16 protein-coding genes are annotated in these 22,516 nt (G+C 40.5%); 15 read left to right on the top strand and 1 reads right to left on the bottom strand.

The window, feature by feature from the left end:
* Window positions 1–323: 323 nt before the first annotated feature.
* From MKY63_RS07025 to MKY63_RS06970, 12 genes are all read left to right on the top strand, one after another.
* Window positions 324–614: a YerC/YecD family TrpR-related protein gene (locus MKY63_RS07025; RefSeq protein ID WP_019913624.1), complete on the top strand. Its 291-nt coding sequence runs from the start codon at window positions 324–326 to the stop codon at window positions 612–614.
* A 3-nt stretch (window positions 615–617) separates the two neighbouring features.
* The gene (locus MKY63_RS07020; protein ID WP_036680721.1) at window positions 618–1,388 is read left to right on the top strand and encodes a CbiX/SirB N-terminal domain-containing protein; all 771 of its coding nucleotides are present in this window, start codon (window positions 618–620) and stop codon (window positions 1,386–1,388) included.
* Window positions 1,389–1,618: 230 nt separating this feature from the next.
* A complete protein-coding gene (locus MKY63_RS07015; protein ID WP_036680719.1) occupies window positions 1,619–2,509 on the top strand; it encodes a diacylglycerol kinase in 891 nt (296 codons plus the stop codon).
* Between the two features lie 64 nt (window positions 2,510–2,573).
* Entirely contained in the window at window positions 2,574–4,127 is a 1,554-nt protein-coding gene (gene rlmD, locus MKY63_RS07010; protein ID WP_339812236.1) for a 23S rRNA (uracil(1939)-C(5))-methyltransferase RlmD, read from the top strand.
* 179 nt (window positions 4,128–4,306) lie between these two features.
* The gene (locus MKY63_RS07005; RefSeq protein ID WP_339812233.1) at window positions 4,307–5,197 is read left to right on the top strand and encodes a HipA domain-containing protein; all 891 of its coding nucleotides are present in this window, start codon (window positions 4,307–4,309) and stop codon (window positions 5,195–5,197) included.
* On the top strand, window positions 5,194–5,931 hold the full coding sequence (locus tag MKY63_RS07000; protein WP_339812231.1) for an HIRAN domain-containing protein: 738 nt from the start codon (window positions 5,194–5,196) through the stop codon (window positions 5,929–5,931). The genes MKY63_RS07005 and MKY63_RS07000 overlap by 4 nt, the downstream gene beginning before the upstream one ends.
* Before the next feature lie 1,194 nt (window positions 5,932–7,125).
* Entirely contained in the window at window positions 7,126–7,704 is a 579-nt protein-coding gene (locus MKY63_RS06995; protein WP_339812229.1) for a restriction endonuclease subunit S, read from the top strand.
* A 4-nt stretch (window positions 7,705–7,708) separates the two neighbouring features.
* Entirely contained in the window at window positions 7,709–10,765 is a 3,057-nt protein-coding gene (locus MKY63_RS06990; protein ID WP_339812226.1) for an HsdR family type I site-specific deoxyribonuclease, read from the top strand.
* A gap of 41 nt (window positions 10,766–10,806) precedes the next feature.
* Complete coding sequence (locus MKY63_RS06985; protein WP_339812224.1) at window positions 10,807–11,712, top strand: hypothetical protein; 906 nt, start codon at window positions 10,807–10,809, stop codon at window positions 11,710–11,712.
* Window positions 11,713–11,725: 13 nt separating this feature from the next.
* Complete coding sequence (locus MKY63_RS06980; protein ID WP_339812222.1) at window positions 11,726–12,997, top strand: restriction endonuclease subunit S; 1,272 nt, start codon at window positions 11,726–11,728, stop codon at window positions 12,995–12,997.
* Window positions 12,990–14,633, top strand: coding sequence for a type I restriction-modification system subunit M (locus MKY63_RS06975; RefSeq protein WP_339812220.1), 1,644 nt, complete (start codon window positions 12,990–12,992; stop codon window positions 14,631–14,633). Before MKY63_RS06980 ends, MKY63_RS06975 begins: the two co-directional genes overlap by 8 nt.
* A gap of 1,194 nt (window positions 14,634–15,827) precedes the next feature.
* A protein-coding gene (locus MKY63_RS06970) for an IS3 family transposase (RefSeq protein ID WP_339812217.1) occupies window positions 15,828–17,185 on the top strand; the annotation gives its coding sequence in 2 pieces (ribosomal slippage) (window positions 15,828–16,281 and window positions 16,281–17,185; 1,359 coding nt in all).
* Window positions 17,186–17,357: 172 nt separating this feature from the next.
* Here the strand turns inward: MKY63_RS06970 and MKY63_RS06965 are convergent.
* Window positions 17,358–19,148, bottom strand: coding sequence for a flavocytochrome c (locus MKY63_RS06965; protein ID WP_076276947.1), 1,791 nt, complete (start codon window positions 19,146–19,148; stop codon window positions 17,358–17,360).
* Between the two features lie 272 nt (window positions 19,149–19,420).
* Between MKY63_RS06965 and MKY63_RS06960 the strand changes: the two genes are divergently transcribed.
* The 3 genes from MKY63_RS06960 to scfA all read left to right on the top strand — a co-directional run bounded on the left by MKY63_RS06960 (window position 19,421) and on the right by scfA (window position 22,479).
* On the top strand, window positions 19,421–21,007 hold the full coding sequence (locus MKY63_RS06960) for a histidine kinase (RefSeq protein WP_076308437.1): 1,587 nt from the start codon (window positions 19,421–19,423) through the stop codon (window positions 21,005–21,007).
* Entirely contained in the window at window positions 20,982–21,764 is a 783-nt protein-coding gene (locus MKY63_RS06955; protein WP_036684791.1) for a response regulator, read from the top strand. The genes MKY63_RS06960 and MKY63_RS06955 overlap by 26 nt, the downstream gene beginning before the upstream one ends.
* Window positions 21,765–22,329: 565 nt before the next feature.
* The gene (scfA, locus tag MKY63_RS06950) at window positions 22,330–22,479 is read left to right on the top strand and encodes a six-cysteine ranthipeptide SCIFF (protein ID WP_076098734.1); all 150 of its coding nucleotides are present in this window, start codon (window positions 22,330–22,332) and stop codon (window positions 22,477–22,479) included.
* Window positions 22,480–22,516: the final 37 nt, after the last annotated feature.

Below are 22,516 nucleotides of genomic sequence, written 5' to 3'. Positions count from 1 at the left end.
GCCTATAAACAGGTTAAAGTAGTGAAGAAACCGTGTACGAGCTTGATTTTCGGCGCTTTTGTAGTACTATAGTGTAGGCGATAATTCTTATGTAGAGAAAAATACTTGTATTGGGGTACATAAATGGTGTGCGCGTGGGGTGGACGTTTGTCCATCATTTTCGTTCTTTACAGCGTGAAATCGTTAATGCTTGAAAAATGCGCTCCAGTGCAATATAGTAAAGGCAGGATAGTGACATTAGGTTGATGTTTCCGGAGCTAGTTTTGTACGGAGCTTAATCAGAGAAACTAATGCTGATAGAACTTTTAGGGGATGAAAAATTGATGCAACTTAAGAAGTTAAATGATAAAAGTATAGACCAATTATTTGAAGCCATTTTAACATTAAAGAATATGGAAGAATGTTATGTTTTCTTTGATGATTTGTGCACCGTGAACGAGATTCAATCGCTGTCGCAACGACTGGAAGTAGCGCGTATGCTTGGCAAAGGTTCGACCTACAATCAGATCGAAGCAGAGACAGGAGCAAGTACAGCTACTATTTCCCGTGTAAAACGTTGCCTGAACTACGGAAATGATGGTTATAAATTAACGCTGGAACGTTTGGGACGCTAATTTATGGTACCGGGCGTACTTATTATCAGTCACGGCTCCCGCGACGAGGTTTGGGTGTCGATCGTGGAAGAGGCCGTAAGCGAATTATCGCTAGATGAAGAGATGCCAGTGGTGGTCTCTTTTTTAGAGCTGGTAGAGGGCCGTCTGATTCAAGATGGAATAAATGAACTGGAACATGCAGGGGTCACAGATATAATTGTGATCCCATTGTTCGTTTCCTCGGGAAGCACACATGTCGATGAAATAGAATATGCACTAGGGGCTAAACCTGCACCTGAACGTGAGACCGATTTAGAGCCGTTCCACGTGAAGGCTAAGGTTCACTATGGTTATCCTGTCGACGATGACCCGGACATCGCTGTGATGATCTGGGACAAGCTCCGTAAGCTGTCTACGGAACCTGAACGTGAGACGATTCTGTTGGTAGGTCACGGCAGCATTTATGATGGCTTCCGCCAGCGTTGGCAGCAGGGCATCTCTTCACTGGCAGGACGTGTACGTGAGGTGAGCGGCGTAGCAGCTGCCGATTACGGTCTGCTGAATCCGGACAGTGTAAGAAGCAAAGTGGAGTATTGGCAGGAGCAGGGTCACGAGGTTTTGGTGGCGCCGCTTTTTTTGAGTGAAGGTTATTTCACTAAACATGTGGTTCCGAACAGACTTAAAGGGTTAACCTATAAGTATTCTGGCCAGACGCTTTTGCCGCACCCGCTTCTTCCGCATTGGATTGAGAGACAGGTAGAGACACTCCTCGAACAGATTCGAAAAAAGAGTTAAAAAGCTTCCTTTTTAGCCCACTTAATCATGAAAAATAGTGCCCATTTCCGTGGATAATACGGGATTTTCTGCATAGACATATATATAGTTGTTTTTGCCTAATAAGGTGTCGTGAATTGTTGTATAATGGAATATTTACGATAAATGTCCTCTGACATTGATTGTAGTGGTCCGAATTAGGTATAATCAATTAGGTTATTCTATTATAAAAAACAGGTGGCGTTCCGGTAATGAAAACTGCGAGATTGATTTATAATCCCACTTCTGGACGGGAAGAAATGAAGAAGCGGCTCGCCGACATTTTGGACCGGCTGGATACGGGTGGCATTGAAGCCTCCTGCCATGCAACGACCGGAGAAGGCGATGCTATGTTAGCTGCTGCGGATGCAGTAGAGCGCGGTTATGATCTAATCATAGCAGCCGGTGGGGATGGCACTTTAAATGAGGTTATCAATGGTATGGCGGAGAAACCTAATCTCCCCCCGCTTGGCGTATTGCCACTTGGGACTACCAATGATTTTGCACGTGCGATGGGGATCCCGAAGAATTGGGAAGATTCCGTTGATTTAATCCTTCGTCAAGAGTCGCGTCCGATTGATATCGGTAAAGCCAATGATCGTTATTTCATTAATATAGCAGGCGGTGGCAGTCTAACCGAACTGACCTATGAAGTTCCAAGTAAGCTGAAGACCATGATAGGGCAGCTTGCGTACTATTTAAAAGGTATTGAAAAAATGGTCAGCCTATCTCCTCAGGAACTAATCATTCGTGCCAATGGGCAGGAGGTTATTCATGATGAGTTCATGCTGTTCCTGATTGCAAATACGAATTCTGTCGGCGGCTTTGAAAAACTTGCCCCCGGCGCTCGAATCGATGACGGTCTGTTAGATGTTATTGCGGTTAAAAAATGCAACCTGGCAGAGTTTGTCCGTTTGGTTAGATTGGCCCTTCGTGGCGAGCATTTGCAGGATAAAAAGGTTGTGTATTTCCGTACGGATGCAATGGATGTAATCTCTCCAGGGCATGTCCAATTGAACTTGGATGGAGAACTTGGCGGAGAGCTGCCGGGTCGTTTTCGGATTTTGCCGCAGCATCTGCGGATTTTTGCTCAGAATAATTAGGTTGATTGAAAGCAAGAGTGTGGGATTATACAGCGATGATAATGAAAGAAGTGAACTATAAATAATGAGTAAACACCGCAGTGGACGCAGCACCAGCCGCCCAGCCGGCAAGGCGCCTGTCGCCGGACTGCCTGTGAATAAAAATGATGAGGTTATGCTCGATATTATCGGCATGACCCATGAAGGTGAAGGGGTAGGCCGCGTAGAAGGCTTTACCCTTTTTGTGCAGGGAGCCCTTCCCGGAGAGAAAGTCCGGGCAAGGGTGCTCAAGACCAAAAAGCAGTATGGCTACGCCAAACTGCTGAATATAGTAGAAGCGAGCAGCGCCCGCATCGCGGCGCCTTGCGAGATCTATGACCAATGCGGCGGCTGCCAACTGCAGCATATGGACTACACTGCTCAGCTGGCGTGGAAACGGCAGCTGGTGGTGGACAACCTGGAGCGGATTGGGAAGCTCCGGGTGGATGGTGGCGGGAACAGCGGAAAGAGCAAAGAGAGTAATGCTGGTGGAAGTCAGACGGACAGTGCCAACGATGGTGGCATCGTGGATGGTGCGACTGATGGCGCTGGAGTAGCTCAGACAGATGGCATTCTTGTTCGCCCTACACTCGGCATGGACGAACCTTGGCGTTACCGCAATAAGGCACAGGTGCCAATTGGCGTAACCGAAGGTGGCCTTGTAGGCGGTTTTTACGCACGGGGAAGTCACCGTATCATCGATATGGAGACGTGCTTAATCCAGCACGAAGATAATGATGACGTTGTGCGCAAGGTGAAAGACATTGGCAGAGAACTTGGCATCTCTGCTTATAGTGAAGAAACCGGCCGTGGCCTGCTGCGTCATGTCGTCGTGAAGAAAGCTTTCCGCACTGGTGAAATGATGGTTGTCCTCGTAACCAACGGCCGCGACATCCCACACCTGGACGCCTGGCTCGGCAGCATCCGCGAACAGCTGCGGGATGTAGTCAGCATCTGCCAGAACGTCAACACTCAGCGTACGAATGTCATCTTCGGTGGCGAAACCCGCGTCCTGTGGGGCAGAGACGTCATCTATGACTACATCGGCGATGTACAGTTCGCTATCTCAGCGCGTTCGTTCTATCAAGTGAACCCGGCACAGACCGAAGTGCTGTACGGTAAAACCGTTGAATATGCCGGACTAACTGGCAACGAAACGGTTATCGATGCCTATTGCGGCATCGGTACGATCTCCCTCTTCCTGGCACAGCATGCGGCTAAGGTATACGGTGTCGAGATTGTACCGGAAGCTATTGAGGATGCCCGGGCGAATGCGAAGTTAAATGAGATGAAGAATGTAGTGTTCGAGGTTGGTGCCTCTGAGGATGTAATCCCTAACTGGAAAGAGCAAGGGATTACGGCGGATGTTATCGTGGTCGATCCTCCGCGTAAGGGCTGCGATCCGCGACTTTTGGAGACGATCCTGGCGATGAAGCCAGAGCGTGTGGTATATGTGTCGTGTAATCCATCGACACTGGCAAGAGACTTGCGGGTGCTCGAAGATGGAGGGTACAAGACAGTGGAGGTAACTCCGGTGGACATGTTCCCGCATACGGTGCATGTGGAGTCGGTAGTGTCAATACGCCGTGTTGACAAATGATTGGGAATACCTAAACTAAATAAATAATAATAAAAGTCAGTATTCTTGTAAGTAGGACAGAATACTGGCTTTTAGTTATAATTAGGGTGAACCTTATCATAACTAAATGAGATATAAATAATTTTAGCTTTATTATAGTGAAAATGTAGGTATCAAGTAGGTTCTGAGGGAGTGATAGCTTGAAGGATGTAAGTGATTGGAATTTTTATGGTTACGGAGTAGATAGCACATTAGAAAAAAATGAATTATTATCCCCCGAAAGATTTCCTGATGAACCTATAGGGCATCGTAGATATATAATAAAATTCCCAAGAAATTTTGAATTAGGAATTTCTTGGGAAGATATAACAGAATATATTGCTTCATTCGTAGGAAGAGTAATGAAGATGAAAATGATGGAAGTAGAAATTGTTCTTCGCAACGGAAGAAGAGGAGCTTTATTTAAAAACTTTGTTCCGTACAAGGGACAGTTTTTAGAAGGTGGAACAATATTATCTGAATATCCAGATTACGATGTTATAAATTCTTCAGAGAGTAAAGGAGAAGAACTAATCAATCTTGGATTTAATATGATTGAGAAACTTGATTTTTGGAATGAAATAAGTCAGGAATTCATAACGATGATTTACTTTGATATTCTTATTGGAAACCAAGATAGACATCCTTATAATTGGATGATGGTCTATTATGAAAACGGTGATCGAAAGTTTTCACCTATATATGATAATGGTGCCTCATTAGGATTTAGGTTTGATGACGATAAACTTGTTGATTATTTATCGAATATTACTCAGTTAGAGAAATATATTAAAAAGACCAAAGTGAAAGCTGGTTTGTTCGAGAAGAAACAAGTTAAATTAAATGATTTAATTAAAGTGATGAAGAAAAGATATAGGAATCAAAGTGATACAGTGATAGTCAAACTACAACAGTTTGATTTTGAGAAATATTATCATTTAATTAATAATCAATCTATTTTAACTGAAGTTCAAAAAGAATGGTTAAAGTTAATCATTATACATAGAAGAAATTATATATTAAAATTATATGAAGAGGAGGTGGAGACGTGAAAAAAACACTTTGGTTAGTATGGCAAAATGTAAATACACGGCTATTTTATCATGTAGGCACTTTATCTTATTATGAAAATCAATATCATTTTCAATACACATACGAAAGTAAGCATCAATATAAAATAAACTGTGCTTTAAAAAATGGGTATTTACTTCATCCTATGTTTCCAATTTTAAAGAAAGAATATACATCTCCTAGTTTATTTGGTGCCTTTAAACGTAGATTACCTTCGGAAAAAAGAGTTGATTTTAAAGAAATATTGGCTGACTTAAAGTTATCGAAAAGTTATACTGAAATGGATTTGCTTGAAAGAACACGGGGTAAGTTAGCTAGTGATGAATATTCATTTGAAAAACCATTGTTAATAAAAAATGGAGTGCTAACAACATCATTTTTTATTAGTGGGATGTATTACTTGGAATTACCAGATAATTGGGTGAATACCATAATTATAGGTGAGGATTTATTATTGAGACCAGAGCCACAAAATCCCGTCGATAAAGATGCAATTGGAATATATACAGAACGTGGTCTTCAGTTAGGATATGTTCCAAGATTTTATACTACAAGTCTAGGAATTCTAATGAAGAATCAACTCAAACCAAAAGTAATTGTAACTTATATAAACGCATTAAAAAGCTCAAGCTGGTGGATTCAGGTTAATTTTGAATGTGATATCTCTTTTTTAGATGAGGAAAATCTAAATAAGATAGATGTTATTTTTCAATGATGAAAAATAACAATTACATCTTTCACAGTAATGTGTATCAGACATAATGGTCAGCAAAAAGTAGAGTTACGAATAGCATCGGTGGACTTAAAATTAAACCAGAAAGTATTCTGAAGATAGCAATTTGAATGATATAAAAAGAGTTGTGACAGAATAATTCAAAAGTATGAAAATTACTAGGGACCAATCGTGTGGAGTCGGCAATATTGATGGTACGAAAAGAGAAGTGACAGATTCGCTTAAGAAAGTAGTAAGACAAGCAAGCCATACATGTGAGAGTTTAGCATGGATATCTAGGGTAAAAGAGTAAGGGCTTAAAAGTCTTATAGGTGAGGGGTTTTGAGGTTTACGGGTTAGAATCCGGTAGCTCTAAAATCCCTTTATTATTGCCGTAGAAACATGTCCAAGTTGCAGGATGAAGCGGCGTACAGAGCGAATTAGATGTCAGTTGTTAGTGAGAAAGCAGATATATGGAGAAGCGGGCATAATAAGCTAGATAGTTACCTATCATAGCTTTCATGGGTCCTCATGTCTGCAAAAGCTCCATGTTAAATCGCACTATTATCCTAATTATTGTTAATCCCTCTATTTTGTATTAGCGAAGAGCTACTACGAAGAAGAGTAAACCATTTGGTAAAGTATAGGCGACTTATGGATGAAATCTTACGTCTTAACTTCAATAGATGAGTCGTGTTATGGAAGTGCCTTATATTTCTTTTACAAGTGACAAGAAAGCCCTAAACAATTATGACTTTTGCCGCATCTCCAACATGAAGTAGATTTTAGCGCGGGAGGTTATACAGCATACTAGATTGCTAGAGTTAACATAAGAATTAGAACCCTTGAAATCGCCAAATGTGGTGTTTTCAAGGGTTTTTCTTTTTTAGAGACTGATGGATTTGAGAGTGATGGGCGCGATTCTCTGAAATTGAAGCCGTCTGTGGAGCAGAATTACATTAAAAGGGAGTTGAGTTTTACCTAGATTGTTTAGCAATTTGGTAGGAGGAGAACCCTTTTTCGGAAGAGTGAAATAAAAACATGGCTTGTAGAGTAGTTACTGTAAGTACTGTCAAACGATATTATGAAATATTAAAATATTACATAATATCGTTTGACAAAATGTAATTGAGGTGATTTAATATGTAATATAAAGATATTTCAAAAAATGACATCCGAATTTTGGGGGTGAGTTAGTTGGAGAAAAGAGAATTAAAAGAGTTCGTAACATTCGTTCCAGGTATAAATCCAACAAGGGCGAAAAAACAGTTTGAATATCAAACAATAAATTATTATGACCAGCCTTCTTTTGAAGCTGATTATAATCATGAGGATTTATATTTTGATAATGAGGAAGAAAGTGCATCTCAAAATAACTCATCATTATGTGAAGGTGATGTTGTTATCAGTAACTCGTTACAGCTTGCAACAATTGTCGGTAAAAATAATGTTGGTAAAGTGTTGTCTCTCAACTTCATAAAAATAGAGTTTGTTAAAGAACAACTTGATAAGAGATATTTTCTTTTCTTATTTAATGCTTATAAAGATGTCAGGCGACAAAAAGAAAGGGAGTTGCAGGGGAGTGGCCCTGTCCTAAGAATTCCACTTCGTTCTCTAGAGGAGATTATTATTCCCGTCGTTCCTCTTGAGGAGCAGCACAAAATAGGTGCTATTTACGTAGAAACATTGAAGCTACAAAGTAAGCTAAACAAATACGCAGAATTGATTGGTCAGTTTACGAGCTCAATCATAGAAGAAACCTTAGAGGGGAAATAATCAAATGAAAAGCCAATCGGAATTAGCATTTGAAAATGAAGTCATCGATTATTTGACCAAAATCGGTGGAGTGAAACAATGGGAATACAAAAAAGACATAAGAACAACCGAACAACTCTGGGATAACTTTAAAATGATCCTAGAACAAAACAATCGTGCCCGTTTAGATGAACCATTGTCTGTCACTGAATTTAACCAGGTAAAGAAAATCATCACTGGTATTGAATCACCTTACCAGGCTGGACAATTTTTGTATGGTGTTAACGGTGTTTCTGAAATTGAAGTTGACCTTGATAATGGTAAGCATGTGTTTTTAACAGTATTCGACCAAGCCCAAGTAGGTGGCGGGAACACTGTTTATCAAGTGGTAAATCAAATTAAACGGCCAAAAGTTATAGATGGAAAGCCTGACCGTCGATTTGATGTAACGTTGCTCATTAATGGTTTGCCAATTATTCAAATCGAATTAAAGAAGGCACTTCACAGCACTACAGAATCCTTGAACCAGATGGAACAGTATATTGCTGAAAAACAATACAGTGGTATCTTTTCAACTTTGCAGATTCTAATCGCAATGACGCAGTTTGATATTCGTTATATGGCAAATACGCCACTCAAAAGCTTTAACCGAGCTTTTGCTTTTAACTGGCAAGACGAAGATAATGCTCGCCCTATTCGTTCGTGGAAGACGTTTGCGGATAAAGCATTATCAATACCAATGGCTCATGATTTGGCCACACGCTACATGGTACTAGACGGTACTAAAAACAAAGAAAGTATTAAAGTCATGCGTCCATATCAAGTCTATGCCACAAAGCGTGTGCTTGATAAAGTTAGAAAATTCGACTTCAAATACGATGATGGTAAACTAGGATACATTTGGCATACTACAGGCTCAGGTAAGACAATCACAAGTTTTAAGACAGCGTGGCTTGCAAGTCGTCTATCTAATGTAGATAAAGTTGTCTTTTTGGTTGACCGAATTGCTCTTACCAACCAAACTGCAGATGCTTATAAAGCCTATGATCCTGTTGCAGGTTTTGAAGGGAAAACTGGTGTGGTAGGTGACACAGCCAATATCTCAGACCTTCATCGCAAATTAACGAAGAAGAGCGATAAGAACATCATTGTGACAAGTATTCAAAAGATGTCACGTTATGTAGAGCGAGATAGCTTCAAGCTACTTAATGAAAGTATTCTTTTTATCGTTGATGAGGCTCACCGTTCAACTGGTGACGGTACTGAAAATGAAGGTATGCTTGAAACGATCCGAAAAGCTATTCCAAATTCTGCTTGGGTTGGCTATACTGGTACGCCAAAATTTCCAGAAACTCGAGTAATCTTTGGTGATATTCTACATGCTTATACCATCAAAGAAGCAATTGCGGATAAAAACGTCTTAGGGTTTAACGTTGAATTCAAGGAAACGATTGAGGCTCCCGAAAATCCAACCGAAGATGATATCGACGATAATGTTCGTGGGAGTGTTTACGACTATAGTCCTGAACATGTAAATTTGGTAGTCAAGGAAATATTCGATAACTGGAAGAAACGTTCAAATGATCGCAAGTATAATGCCTTGTTTACAGTCCACGTTGGAGGTAACAAAGCAAGTACACCAAGAGCGATGGAGTACTTCGATAAGTTTGCTGAAAAAAATGCGAATCGTCCACCAGATGAACGATTAAAAGTTGCGGTGAGTTTCTCGGCAGATACATCCAATAGTATTCATCAACTTAAATCGAATGAAAACCTGCACAGAGCCATCAAAGCCTATAACGAAATGTTCGGCACAGCTTTTGATATGACGACAGTTAAGGCCTACACAGAAGACTTAGCAAGGCGTCTTAACAAGACAGCTGATGACGGTAAGTATTTAGATTTGGTCATCGTCGTTGACCAATTATTGACCGGTTTTGATGCTCCGGGGATGAATACGCTATATATTGACCGAACGCTTAAGGGAGGGAACTTGATTCAGGCATACTCACGTACAAACCGAATGCATAACCTTGTCGATAAGCCTTGGGGGAATGTTGTTAACTATCGTTGGCCAGAGCAAAACGAGTATGAAATGAATAAGGCTTTTGCTATCTATTCAAATCGTGCATCTGCTGATGAACAGCTTTCTCTTGAAGATTTGAAAGAAGGTAACGAAGAGTCTGGTATCATTTCTAAACCATTTAGCAAGGTTCAAGCTGAGATGCAAGAAGTCATCAAGAAGCTTTCAACGCTCACAGATGATTTTGTACAATTACCACCAAGTGAAAAAGCGCAGAATGAAGTCTTTGAAAATTTGAAAGAGTATAATCGCTTGCTTAGTCAGTTGAAACAATATACCGAAGATGATGACAAAAATCCTATTTCTGCCTATGATAATCTAGAAGAGTTCTATGAACGTTTAGGCATTACAGAAGAACAGGAAGTAATATTAACAACTGTAATCGCAGGTGAGTTGAAGGAACGACGTGCTAAACGAGAAAACATTGATATTTCGCAAGTCAATCTCTCTATGGTTCATATTCACGATGTTACCATCAACTATGATTATTTGATTGATTTGATCGCTCGAATGGCGGACGAAGTTCACGCGAACGATATGCCGAAAGCAGAAGGCACACGTGATGAAATCCATCTTGAAATTGCTAAGTCTGACAATGAAAAAGAAAAAACTAAGATGCGTACATTTGTATCTAAGATTTTCTCAAAAGAGTTTGAGTTTGATCATTATCCAGCGCCTCGAAGTGTTGAAAAAATGAACCAAGCTATGGATAAAGTACAAAAGGATACGAATATTCAACTTCTAACAAACTTCATTCGTACTTGGGGACTTGATAACAGTACAAAACCTAAGGAACTTGAAAGCTTGATTAAAAAACACCGTCTAGGTCAAGAGGATATGGATAAACAAGGTGAATTAACAGCAATCATGAATGACGCAAGAGCTGATTATAAAGAAATTGCAGCTGAAAAGATTGCAGAATTAACTTGGGTACGATATCGCATTGAATTCCGTAAAGCATTTTACGAAATGGCTGACGAAATTAAGAAGGGAGAATAGTCAAGTGAAAAAATTAAGCAGACTACAAAAAGGAGAACAGAATGAATTTATACACAGAACGCCATGGATTAAGAAAACCAATTGTAAGTACGAGTAAAATTTCAAAAGAAGTTTATACTTTGCTATTAAATACATGTCAAAAATATTATAAGAACCTAACACATATCTTCAAACTTCAGCAGCATTGTTCTTTTGTGGATCAGTATTATATTGAATTTGACCGTAGTCAATTTGAAAATAGAATGGCAATAAAAATTCCTAATATTCTCAGGGATGATTATGGTCATATAGCTGCTCCACAATATGATGATGATTATGACCAATATTCATTGATTGACCTTATAGAATATGTTGCTGAAAATATAAAGGATATTTCTGAAGGATGGAATAATGATCGTTACAAAAATTATTGGGATATACGTTGTTTGGATACAACAAAAGTTTTTGATGATTATCGAAATGAAATAAACGAAATATTTCAAGAGTCGGGGTTGTTGTTTACATTAACCCACGGAAAACTTATTGAGCGTATAGTAGAAAACAACCCTCTTTCACCTGCAATAGAGACACAGGTACAGCAAATTGCTGAATATGGGACAAGAGAACTGCTAAAAGATGCAATTGCACTATACAAAACACCAAATCCAGCAGCTCGCCAAGATTCAGTTGAAAAAATATGGGACGCCCTTGAGCGCCTGAAAACTTATTATACTAATTTTGACAAACGTGGCTCTGCAAACAAAGTGGTAAATGATATGAGTAACGGGAAGTCAGAATTTATCACAATTTTTGATGATGAATTTAGGGCACTAACGGACATTGGTAATAGATTTAGAATCCGTCATCATGAGACAAATAAAATTGATATTACAGATAATCGCCACTATGATTACTTTTTTAACCGCTGCTTGTCGTTAATTGCTCTAGCAATTCAATATTTAAAATAAAAGGAGATTAGAAATGAGTGATAAAATAACAACATCACCTCCAATCAGATTCGCAGGATTTATGGATGCTTGGGAACAGCGTAGGCTTGTTGATAATGTAGAAGAAGTGCTAGATTATCGTGGAAAAAGCCCTACTAAATTTGGGATGGAATGGGGCAACGAAGGGTATTTAGTTCTTTCTGCATTAAATGTTAAAGATGGTTATATTGATAAGTCTGTTGAAGCGAAATATGGTGACCAAGAGCTTTTCGAGATATGGATGGGAGAACACAGATTAGAAAAGGGTGATGTACTTTTTACTACTGAAGCTCCACTTGGAAACGTTGCGCAAGTACCAGATGATGAGGGGTATATACTTAATCAACGAGCAGTTGCATTTAAGGCTGATAGTAGTAAAACAAGTAATAATTTCTTAGCTCAACTATTGAGAAGCCCTCTTGTTCAAGAAAGTTTAAACGTAAATTCCTCAGGTGGAACTGCAAAGGGAATTGGTATGAAAGAGTTTGCCAAATTAACTGCTTATGTCTCTACCCAAGTTGAAGAACAGAATAAAATCGGAGCATTTTTTTCTAACCTCGACTACCTCATCACCCTTCATCAGCGTAAGTTGGAACTGATGAATGAGACGAAAAAGAGTCTACTTCAAAAAATGTTTCCGAAAGATGAAGCAGATGTTCCTGAAATTCGCTTTGCTGGATTTACTGATGCTTGGGAACAGCGTAAGTTTGGGGAAGAGTTCAAAAAAGTCAATGAGCGTAACGATGGAAGCTTTGGTAAAGAACATTGGATTTCCGTTGCAAAAATGTACTTCCAAGACCCTGAAAAGGTTCAGTCTAACAATATTGATACTCGAACATACGTTATGCGACAGGGTGACATTGCATTTGAAGGTCATCCTAATGCTGAGTTTAAGTTTGGTAGATTTGTAGCCAATGACATTGGCGAAGGGGTAGTTTCAGAGTTGTTTCCAATTTATCGTCATAAAAGAGAATACGACAACAACTATTGGAAACACGCAATCCAAATTGAACGTATCATGAGCCCGATTTTTAGCAAGTCAATTACTTCATCTGGAAATTCATCAAATAAGCTCGACGAGAAACATTTTCTTAGACAATCAATCTTTGTGCCGACTATTGAGGAGCAACTCAAAATTGGTGGTCTATTTAAGCACTTGGACAACCTTATTACCCTTCATCAGCATGAGTTAAATTCGCTCAAAAATTTGAAGAAATCACTGCTTCAACAAATGTTTATAAACAAAGGAGATTCCACAAATGAGTAATGCAACAGATATTACATCAAAGCTATGGGAAATGGCTAACAAATTGCGTGGGACAATGGATGCGAGCGAATACAAAAACTATATTTTGCCATTTATGTTCTATCGGTACTTATCAGAAAATCAAGATGAATACTTAATTGTCAATGAGTTGGAAGATTTCTACGAAGTGAAAGATGACACAGAAAAAGAAGATTACCTTGAAGAAATCAGTAAAGGTCTCGGATATGCGATTGACCCATCCTACACTTGGGACAAAATCGTATCTAAAATTGAAAATCATAAAATCAAAGCTAGTGACTTCCAAGACATGTTTGATTCATTCAATACAAATGCTAAACGTAACGCAGTCGCAGAAGAGGACTTTGCTAACGTATTCTCAGATGTTAACCTCGGCGACACACGTCTTGGCTCAAGTACAAATGAACGTGCGAAGGCTTTGAATGATATCGTTTTGATGATTAACGAGTTCACTTTCAAAGATGATTCAGGACGTGACATTTTGGGTGACGTGTACGAGTATTTGATTGGACAGTTTGCTGCCAATGCTGGGAAAAAAGGTGGAGAATTCTATACACCTCATGAAGTTAGTCAAATCCTAGCAAAAATTGTCACTATTAATGCAGATAGTACTGGAGATCAATTCCGCGTATATGATCCTACAATGGGATCAGGTTCACTTCTTTTGACAGTTCAAAAAGAATTGCCAAATGGTGATGAAGAAGGAAGCGTTGATTTTTACGGCCAAGAGTTGAATACTACGACTTATAACTTAGCTCGCATGAACTTGATGATGCATGGTGTTAACTATCGCAACATGGAGTTGAATCGTGCAGACACACTTGATGCTGACTGGCCATTTGCTGAAAAAGATGGCACACAAATTCCTTTGAAGTTCGACGCAGTCGTAGCTAACCCCCCATATTCTCAAAATTGGGATATAAAAGACGTTGACCGAGAAAAAGATACACGCTTCAAGGGTTATGGTGTAGCACCAGCATCTAAGGCTGATTATGCTTTTGTTCTTCATGGACTTTATCATTTAGACAAAGCAGGAACAATGGCTATCGTGTTGCCGCATGGTGTACTCTTCCGTGGTGGATCTGAAGGTAAAATTCGCAAGAATATTATCGATAATAATTTATTAGATACGGTTATTGGATTGCCAGCTAACTTGTTCTATGGGGCAAGCATAACAACATGTGTGCTAGTGTTCAAAGGGCGTGAAGCTCGCAAGAATAAAGATATTTTGTTTATCGATGCTTCAAATGAGTTTGAAAAGGGTAAGAACCAAAATAAACTCTCTCCTGAAAACATCAATAATATTATTGAAACTTACAGTAACCGTGAAGATGTTGAGAAATATGCTCATGTGGCATCTTTGGATGAAATCAAAGAAAATGATTACAATTTGAACATTCCACGTTATGTCGACACGTTTGAAAAAGAAGGGGTTATTCCACTTTCACAAGTGGCTCAAGAGTTGACCGAAGTTAAAGCAGAAATTGCGAATTCATATGATAACTTGTTTGGGTTATTGAATGAGTTGCAGGGGACAACTGATGAATCCAAAAAAGAACTGAGTAAATTTATCAGTCTTTTAGGTAATAGTATTAGAAAAGAGCTAAGGAGAGTTTAAACCTTGGCTCTTTTCACAAGTGCGTGGGAACAGTGTATGGAAATAAACATTGCTTCTTCACCGTAAATAGGTTGCAGATCAAGAAGAGGTAATTTATAAATTTGTCAGGTGTAATAGTAATTGGTAAGAGTTGCATTTCATAAAACATTGTGGTTACATAGTGTAACTACAGCATTAGGTTTGCTGCCAACATACACAAGACTTATGCCCATCTAAAACAATATTATGTAAAAATTTTGTGTTCTAGTTGAGCTCCACCGGTTAAACACCCGAATTTTTGAGTCTAACTCACTTAACATGCTGCTGTCTTAGTTTCGCTGCTTTTTCCTCAATTTTCTTAGCCTTCACTTGTTGCATCGCGACAGCTTGGCGGAACTGTTTTGGAGCTAAATCAAAGAGACTCCCGTGCATACGTCCTGGTAGGTGCCAAACTCATAACGCTGTAGGCACTCTGCTTCCAACAAACTGTGAAACGACTTAATATGCGCATTCTTGTTGGGTGTCTTTGGCGGGATTCTCTCGTGCATGATCTTAATAAAAGAAAAAGCCCGTAATGTCGGGCATTGAGTAACTATGATCTAACTTATCTCCGAGAAATATGTGACTTAAAATCCTGCGGTGGATGACCAATATATGGGTTAATTTCCGGTCCTCGGAATTCAAGGCTAAGTAGCATGAGTCTTGTGGTATCCAATAGACACACAGGACTCAGGTAAACCACCTTTTCGCAACTTGGATAAACAAGTCGGAGGAGGTATTTTTGTTGTGTATGAAACCTTACAAACTTGTTGACGGCTTGTTGACGAACGTCGTCAACAAGCAATCAAACTCAAACAAAATGAACAATACGAGTTGGTTAAAACCCTTATAAATCAAGGGTTTTAACCAACCCGCACATGTTCCCGCATACGGTTCATGTAGAATCGGTGGCGTTGTTGGTGAGGGATGTAACAGTGATTCAACCCCCTTTACTTAAATGAGTTTTCCAGTGTCTAGGAAATTTGAAGGGACCCTTGTCAAGTAGACACTAAATAATTGGGCAATTTTAATTCCACTAACGGAAAATGATAAAAGAGCAGCGAGTTAGACGAGCGTCCTAGGCTCCAACATAAAAAACCGCCCTGTTCGCAATGTTGCTGATGAACTGCACCCCAATTGTTAGACACAACTAACATTTGGAGGTGCAGTTTTTTTATGACCAGGTACAGTACAGACGAAAAAATCCAAGCTATTATGCGTTATAAAAAGGGATCCGAGAGCTTGAAAACCATTGCAAAATCAATCGGGATTCACCATTCTGTCTTTTCAAACTGGATTAGTCAATATGAGCATCATGGTGAAGAAGCTTTTAAAAAGGGCTATACATCATATCCTGCACAGATTAAACTAGACGTACTTAATTATATGAACGAATTCGGGACGTCTGTTAGAGAAACGGCTGCGATATTTAATATTGCGAGTCATAGTACCATTTTAAGCTGGCATAGAAGCTTAGAGTTACATGGAATGGACGCCCTACAACCAAAGAAGAAGGGGCGTCCATCCATGAAAAAAGAACCTAATAAACGAAAGATTCAAACGTTAAAAGAAGGGTCTGTTGAGGCATTACAAGCAGAGGTAGAGCGTTTGAGAATGGAAAATGCATATTTAAAAAAGTTGAATGCCTTAGTTCAAAACAAGGAAAAATCACCAAACAAGACAAAGCACGAGTAGTCTATGAACTAAGGAACGAATTTTCGGTGAAAGCACTCCTGCAGCTAGCAGATATCCCTCGTAGTACGTATTATTTCGTGGTAAAAACGTTTGGTATGCCCGATAGAGATAAGGAGCTAAAAGACGTTATTCAAGCGATTTACGAGGAGCATGAGGGGCGTTATGGTTATCGTCGTATTCGTGACGAGTTAGAGAATCGAGGACACCATGTGAATCATAAAAAGGTACAACGCTTGATGAAGGTATTGGGTTTAAAGTGTGTGGTACGTATGAAGAAATATCGTTCCTATAAAGGGACGATTGGCAAACTCGCACCGAACATATTAGAACGTAACTTCCACGCTGAGAATCCAAATGAGAAGTGGGTTACGGATATTACAGAGTTTAAATTATTTGGAGAAAAGCTGTACTTATCTCCAATTCTAGATCTATATAATGGTGAGATTATTACGTATACAATCGGTTCAAGGCCGGTCTACTCGCTTGTTTCAACGATGTTAGATCAGGCATTCCGACGATTAACCGATGAAGATAACCTCCTTATTCATTCTGACCAAGGCTGGCACTATCAGATGAAGCAGTATCGTCATGCCCTTGAAGAAAGAGATATCAAGCAAAGTATGTCCCGTAAAGGTAATTGCTACGACAACGCCATCATTGAGAACTTCTTTGGTATCATGAAATCTGAATTTCTATATTTAAAGGAATTCGAAAGTATCACACATTTCAAACAAGAGCTATCAAAATACATCGATTATTACAACAACAAGCGAATTAAGGCAAAACTAAAAGGCCTGAGTCCGGTACAGTACCGAACTCAGGCCCAACAAGTCGCTTAATTATATACCTGTCTAACTTTAAGGGGTCACTTCATTCGCAATGTTGCTAAACAGGGCGGTTTGCTATGTCATAGAGGGCAGCTTGAAAGTTTGCAGTCAACCAGCACTCTACAAGTTATCTTGCACGTTTTTAAGGCTAACTCTTAATAGAGCAGTTACACAAAAAATAAGATTACTCTGCTACAACTTGTTTGCCTGCAATCCGGCCGAATGTGAAGATATCAGCGATGGCATTACCGCCAAGACGGTTTGTACCATGAATGACCCCTGTTACTTCACCTGCAGCGAACAACCCAGGGATGACTTCGCCTTTTTCATTCAAAACGCGAGTCTTCTCGTCGATCACCAAGCCGCCCATTGTATGGTGAACGGAGGGTACAGCTTTTTCGATGTAGTAAGGGCCTTTTTCAAGAGATTTCAATCCACCGCGATGTTTGAAATCAAGGTCTTTACCTGTTTTCGCATAATCATTTACTTTATTAATCGTTTCTTTCAAAGTGTTCACGTCAATTTTAAAGAAATCAGCCGCCTCTTCAATCGTATCGGCTTTAAAGAGCAAGCCTTGTTTAACGAGTTGATCGTATTCGTCTTGATGAACTTCGATCGTTTTACCAATATCCTCAATGCCTTGATTCCATAATTGATACGTATATCCACCCGTTTGGGCAAGAATTGCTTTAGAAATAACGTCACGACGTTCTAATTCCTCAACGAAGCGCTTGCCTTCTTGGTTAATCAGGATCGCACCATCGAAGCGGGAGTCTGCAACCAGGGAAATAACACCTGTCTCAGGATTACAGATTGGATACGTTTGAATACTCTCCATGTTTGTCAGTTTGGCGCCAATCGTTTCTGCCATAACGATACCGTCACCTGTAGATCCTGGTGTATCGGTAGTCATATATTTTTCATCCATTGTAGGGTTATACTTCTTACGCATCTCTACATTGGATCCAAAACCACCGGTAGCGATGATGACGCCTTTGTTCGCATGGAATGTGATCTTGTCGCCAGTACCCGAAGTCGCAGTTACACCTGTTACTTTGCCGCTTTCGTCCTTCAGCAAGGTTTCGGCTTTCATATTCGTTTTGATCGTGATTTGATCAGCGTCTGTTTTGGCTTTTAACTTAGTAATCAATTCAACACCTGTATGACCTACAGGAATCAACGCACGTTTTCTGGAATGGCCACCAAATTGGAACAGATGATCAGGTAAGAACTCTACCTTGATATCATCGCGCAGCCATTCGGCAGATGCTAGAGCATTGTCGGCAAGAATACGAACCATCTTTGGATCCCCGAGGTTGTCTCCGCCTTTCATCGTATCATTATAGAACAAGTCAGCCGTGTCATCTGTGATGCCAAGAGCACGTTCAACCCAGTTGTCAGGCGCATTCATCTCACCACCGGAGATCAATGTGTTGCCGCCAACAGCTGGCATTTTCTCGAGCAGAACTACATTAGCTCCAGCGCTCTTCGCTTCGATAGCCGCACTAAAGCCAGCACCCCCGGCACCGATGACGACAACATCATAGGTTTGCTCGACTTCTTCTTTGTCTTTGCTTCCACTGACTGCAGCGCCAGCGACAAGGGTAAGTCCAGACTTCGTAATTGCATCTTGAATGGCTTCGAGATATCCTTTGCTTGTAACTGTAGATCCGCTAATGGCATCAACTTTTGCGCTGTTAGTTGCCATGACCTCTTGCTTGAGCTGCGTATAAACAGGTTCTGCAAGTACTTCATTTTCCTTATGCTCTGTCACTTTAATGTCAGTGATCTTGTTATCTAATAAGGAGACTTGTACTTTAATATCGCCATGTTTACCTTGCCCAACTCCTTCAAAGACTTGAACTCCGTTTGCATCTGCAGCGGGCTCTGCATCTTTACTGCCGCAAGCAGCAAGCGTGAACATAAGACTGAGGACTAGTAGAATAGATAACAGCTTTTTCGTGTGAGTTCGCATAATATCTCCTTCATTCTGTTGTGGATTGGTTACATACACTAGGGAGAGGAAGATTTGCTAGGCAAATCCTTTATCTCTAGCCTAGACATGAATGTTATTTCATGTGAAAATATGCACAAGACCTATTATAGATTTAGTACAGCATTATGTATTTGCACAGATTAGTGTTTTTTTGTCTTTTTCGGGCATGTAAGAAACGGATATTGTGAAGGGCTATGATTACAATGAAATCAATTCACTTAAAAATTACGTTAATCGCAGGAGGCTGCTTCTTGCTGCTGTTCGTTGCATTGCTTGTAACAATATATTTGGAGATGAACCATACGGTTGTCCCTTTGAATAAGAACTTAACGCAGCAAGTGGTTACTGCACGCAGCGACCAGATTGATTATTGGTTTAATCAGCGCATTGGAGAGATAGACATGCTTGCTTCTCTAGCTTCGGACCATCAGTGGACACGAGATGAATTGCTGCAAGAGTTCGATAAGTTCGAGGCGAAGAAGAAAGTAGAGTACGAATCCATACGCGTGGTGGATATTCACGGAAATTCCTGGTCAGCAAGGGACAAGCCTTTTTCGATACTAAACCGACCCTACTATCGAAAACTGCTGAATTCAGATTCCAATTATGTGGTAAGCAATCCGATCGTATCCAAAGCGAATGCAGCCGAAATCGTTGTCATTCTTTATCGCGTGAATCCATCGGTGAATGATGAGGTAGCTTATATTGCCGCAGCCGTCTCCGTCAAGAAGATGAGGGAGATTGCTCAAGATGTAATGCTATATGACCAGTCAGGCCAGCTTATCGTCGATTGCAGAGAGCTGGGTGAAGAAGATGGAGCGGAGGATACAGCAGATAAGAAGAACATGAGTGTATTTGAGGCTCCAATTCAAAATGTGGAAGGCTGGAAGTTAGTACTCAAAGTACCGAATTCAAGTCTATCGTTAGCGGTGATCAAAACCCAGCGGACTGCATTGCTGGTAGGCGTTCTTATCGGTAGTGCGTTTATCGTCTTTCTGGTGCTGCTTGCTTCTTCCATTATTCGTCCAATTCAGTTGCTTCGCCAGGTAATGGAAAATGTGCAGAACGGCAACCAAACCATACGAGCAGATGTTACGCGCTCGGATGAGATCGGTGATCTTGGACGAAGCTTCAATGACATGCTTGTTCAATTATACGCTGTGGAGCAGGACCGAAAGGAGATGGAACTCAGACTGATTCATGAGCAGATCAAGCCGCATTTTTTATACAACACATTGGATACGATCCAGTGGATGGCAACGGAACATGGAGCAGACAATGTGGTGGAGATGGTGGAAGCGCTTAGCGCGTATTTCCGATTAGGGCTTGGCACAGGCAGTCCCTACATTCTGCTTGATCAGGAGTTGTACCATGTCGAGAGTTATCTTCATATTCAAGGTGTGCGATATGAGGAGATTCTGGACTACGAGCTTCGATATGATGAAAAGCTTGCTCAGTGCCAAGTTGTTCGCTTCATACTGCAGCCTTTGGTGGAAAATGCGATTTATCACGGGATTAAGCCACTTGGGGATCAAAAGTGCAAAATTTCGATTACAGCATATAAACAGGCCGATTATTTGGTCATTAAGGTTGAAAATAATGGGGTTATGATTCCGGAAGAGAAGCTTGAGCAGATAAATCAAGCCCTTCTTGATGATACATATGATCGTTCTGCCACAGGCTTTGGGCTATACAGTGTAAACCATCGCATTCGACTAGCTTACGGAGTGCCATATGGCCTTGCAGTGAAGAGCGAAGATGGCATTACCGTTATGGTCATTCGAATACCTTTGGACGGGGAGTGGAATGAAGATGTGGAAGATTGTCATCGTCGATGATGAAACGATCATTCGCAAAGGCTTGCGACAATACATTGAGGAGAGTCCGTATCTTTTTGAGGTTGCAGGAGAAGCGAAAAGTGCAAACGAAGCATTGAATATGGTGGAGGAAGCCCCACCACATGTATGTCTTGTGGACATCAACATGCCGAATATGAATGGGCTCGATCTGATGAATATATTGCGCGAACGCTGCCCGTCGGTTCTGGTTGTCATCATCAGCGGGTACGATAACTTTGAATATGCGCGTCAAGCCGTGCAACTGCAAGCATTCGATTATGTATTGAAACCTGTGCCGAAGAGTGATCTGAACAAGCTGCTTCATCGGATCGATGAGCATCTTCAGGTAAAATATCCTTTGCATTCACATGAAGGCAGGGTGGATAAGGAGCGGGAGCTTCCCGGGTATACAGGGGATGGAACAGTGCTTATCCAAAAAGTGACCGAGTATATTGACAGTCATTATCAGGATCCGGAGCTGTCTATTACTCGAGTAGCAGCACTATTTCATATCAACCAAACCTATCTTAGCAAGCGTATGAAGCAAGAAATCGGTGCTTCATTCCTTGACTATGTCACTGAGCTTCGGATATCGAAGGCGAAGGAGATTCTGGATGACGTAATGCCGAATATCAAAATCGGGGATCTGGCCGTGAAGGTAGGGTATAAGAGCCAGTACTATTTTAGTCGTGTGTTCAAAAATAGAGTCGGCTCAAGCCCCTTAGAGTACAAAAAGCATCCGTTCGGTTATGGATAGGAGGGCCATTCTCGTCCCTCTGCAGCACGCCATAGATGTTATGCTCGGAGCCGCCTTCTATCAAAACGGTTGGATTTTAAACATGAGCGAGAAGATGAAGTTAAAGCATCCAATTGTGCAATATTTTTATGAACTAAGGCGTCAAGAGCAGATAAACTGTCTGGAATTGTCTTAGGGCTCCTCATATAAGTTTGTTCACATTGTCCACCCACGCATGTGGAGAGTGTCGCTCTACTGGTAAGGAAGGATACAGTGCTATGAAATCCTTATATTTATTGGACTTTACGGACAAGTATGAGAAAAAATGTTGTTAAAGAGATGGCATCATTGCCGTCTCTTTTTTGTTTCACTTTTTTAGCATTGCTCTGACTCTGGTTCCCGCTACCGCATCCTACGATCAAAAGCATGAACGACTGCACGAAAATTAGTGTTGATGCTTATGTTTAAGTCCTCTCTACTCTGCTGGGTGACGGGAATCATAGACGTACTTACGTGAGGTTGCTACGATGTTCCATGGAAATTAAGTGAAAGTGATCACAAGAAATTACAGAAGGAGTTATTTATCGTGAAAAGAATCGTAACACTGAGCACCCGCAAACTGATGGATACCGCAAAACACGGCGGATGCGGCGCATGCCAGACCTCTTGCCAGTCCGCTTGTAAAACTTCCTGCGGCGTTGCAAACCAGAAGTGTGAAAATGCAATGAACAGATAGGATTCGGAATTTTACCGCCCATTGCTCTGCTGATGGG

Source organism: Paenibacillus sp. FSL R7-0189, assembly GCF_037969925.1.
In the GTDB taxonomy this organism is placed as follows: Bacteria; Bacillota; Bacilli; order Paenibacillales; family Paenibacillaceae; genus Paenibacillus_AQ; species Paenibacillus_AQ odorifer.
The sequence above is the reverse complement of the archived record's forward strand: the minus strand, read 5'-3'. Positions and strand labels throughout refer to the sequence as shown.

Excerpts from the sequence above, each read along its gene's own strand:
- MKY63_RS07025 (WP_019913624.1), top strand. The coding sequence starts at position 324 with ATGCAACTTAAGAAGTTAAATGATAAAAGTATAGACCAATTATTTGAA.
- MKY63_RS07020 (WP_036680721.1), top strand. The coding sequence starts at position 618 with ATGGTACCGGGCGTACTTATTATCAGTCACGGCTCCCGCGACGAGGTT.
- MKY63_RS07015 (WP_036680719.1), top strand. The coding sequence starts at position 1,619 with ATGAAAACTGCGAGATTGATTTATAATCCCACTTCTGGACGGGAAGAA.
- rlmD (WP_339812236.1), top strand. The coding sequence starts at position 2,574 with ATGAGTAAACACCGCAGTGGACGCAGCACCAGCCGCCCAGCCGGCAAG.
- MKY63_RS06990 (WP_339812226.1), top strand. The coding sequence starts at position 7,709 with ATGAAAAGCCAATCGGAATTAGCATTTGAAAATGAAGTCATCGATTAT.
- MKY63_RS06985 (WP_339812224.1), top strand. The coding sequence starts at position 10,807 with ATGAATTTATACACAGAACGCCATGGATTAAGAAAACCAATTGTAAGT.
- MKY63_RS06980 (WP_339812222.1), top strand. The coding sequence starts at position 11,726 with ATGAGTGATAAAATAACAACATCACCTCCAATCAGATTCGCAGGATTT.
- MKY63_RS06975 (WP_339812220.1), top strand. The coding sequence starts at position 12,990 with ATGAGTAATGCAACAGATATTACATCAAAGCTATGGGAAATGGCTAAC.
- MKY63_RS06965 (WP_076276947.1), bottom strand. The coding sequence starts at position 19,148 with ATGCGAACTCACACGAAAAAGCTGTTATCTATTCTACTAGTCCTCAGT.
- MKY63_RS06955 (WP_036684791.1), top strand. The coding sequence starts at position 20,982 with ATGTGGAAGATTGTCATCGTCGATGATGAAACGATCATTCGCAAAGGC.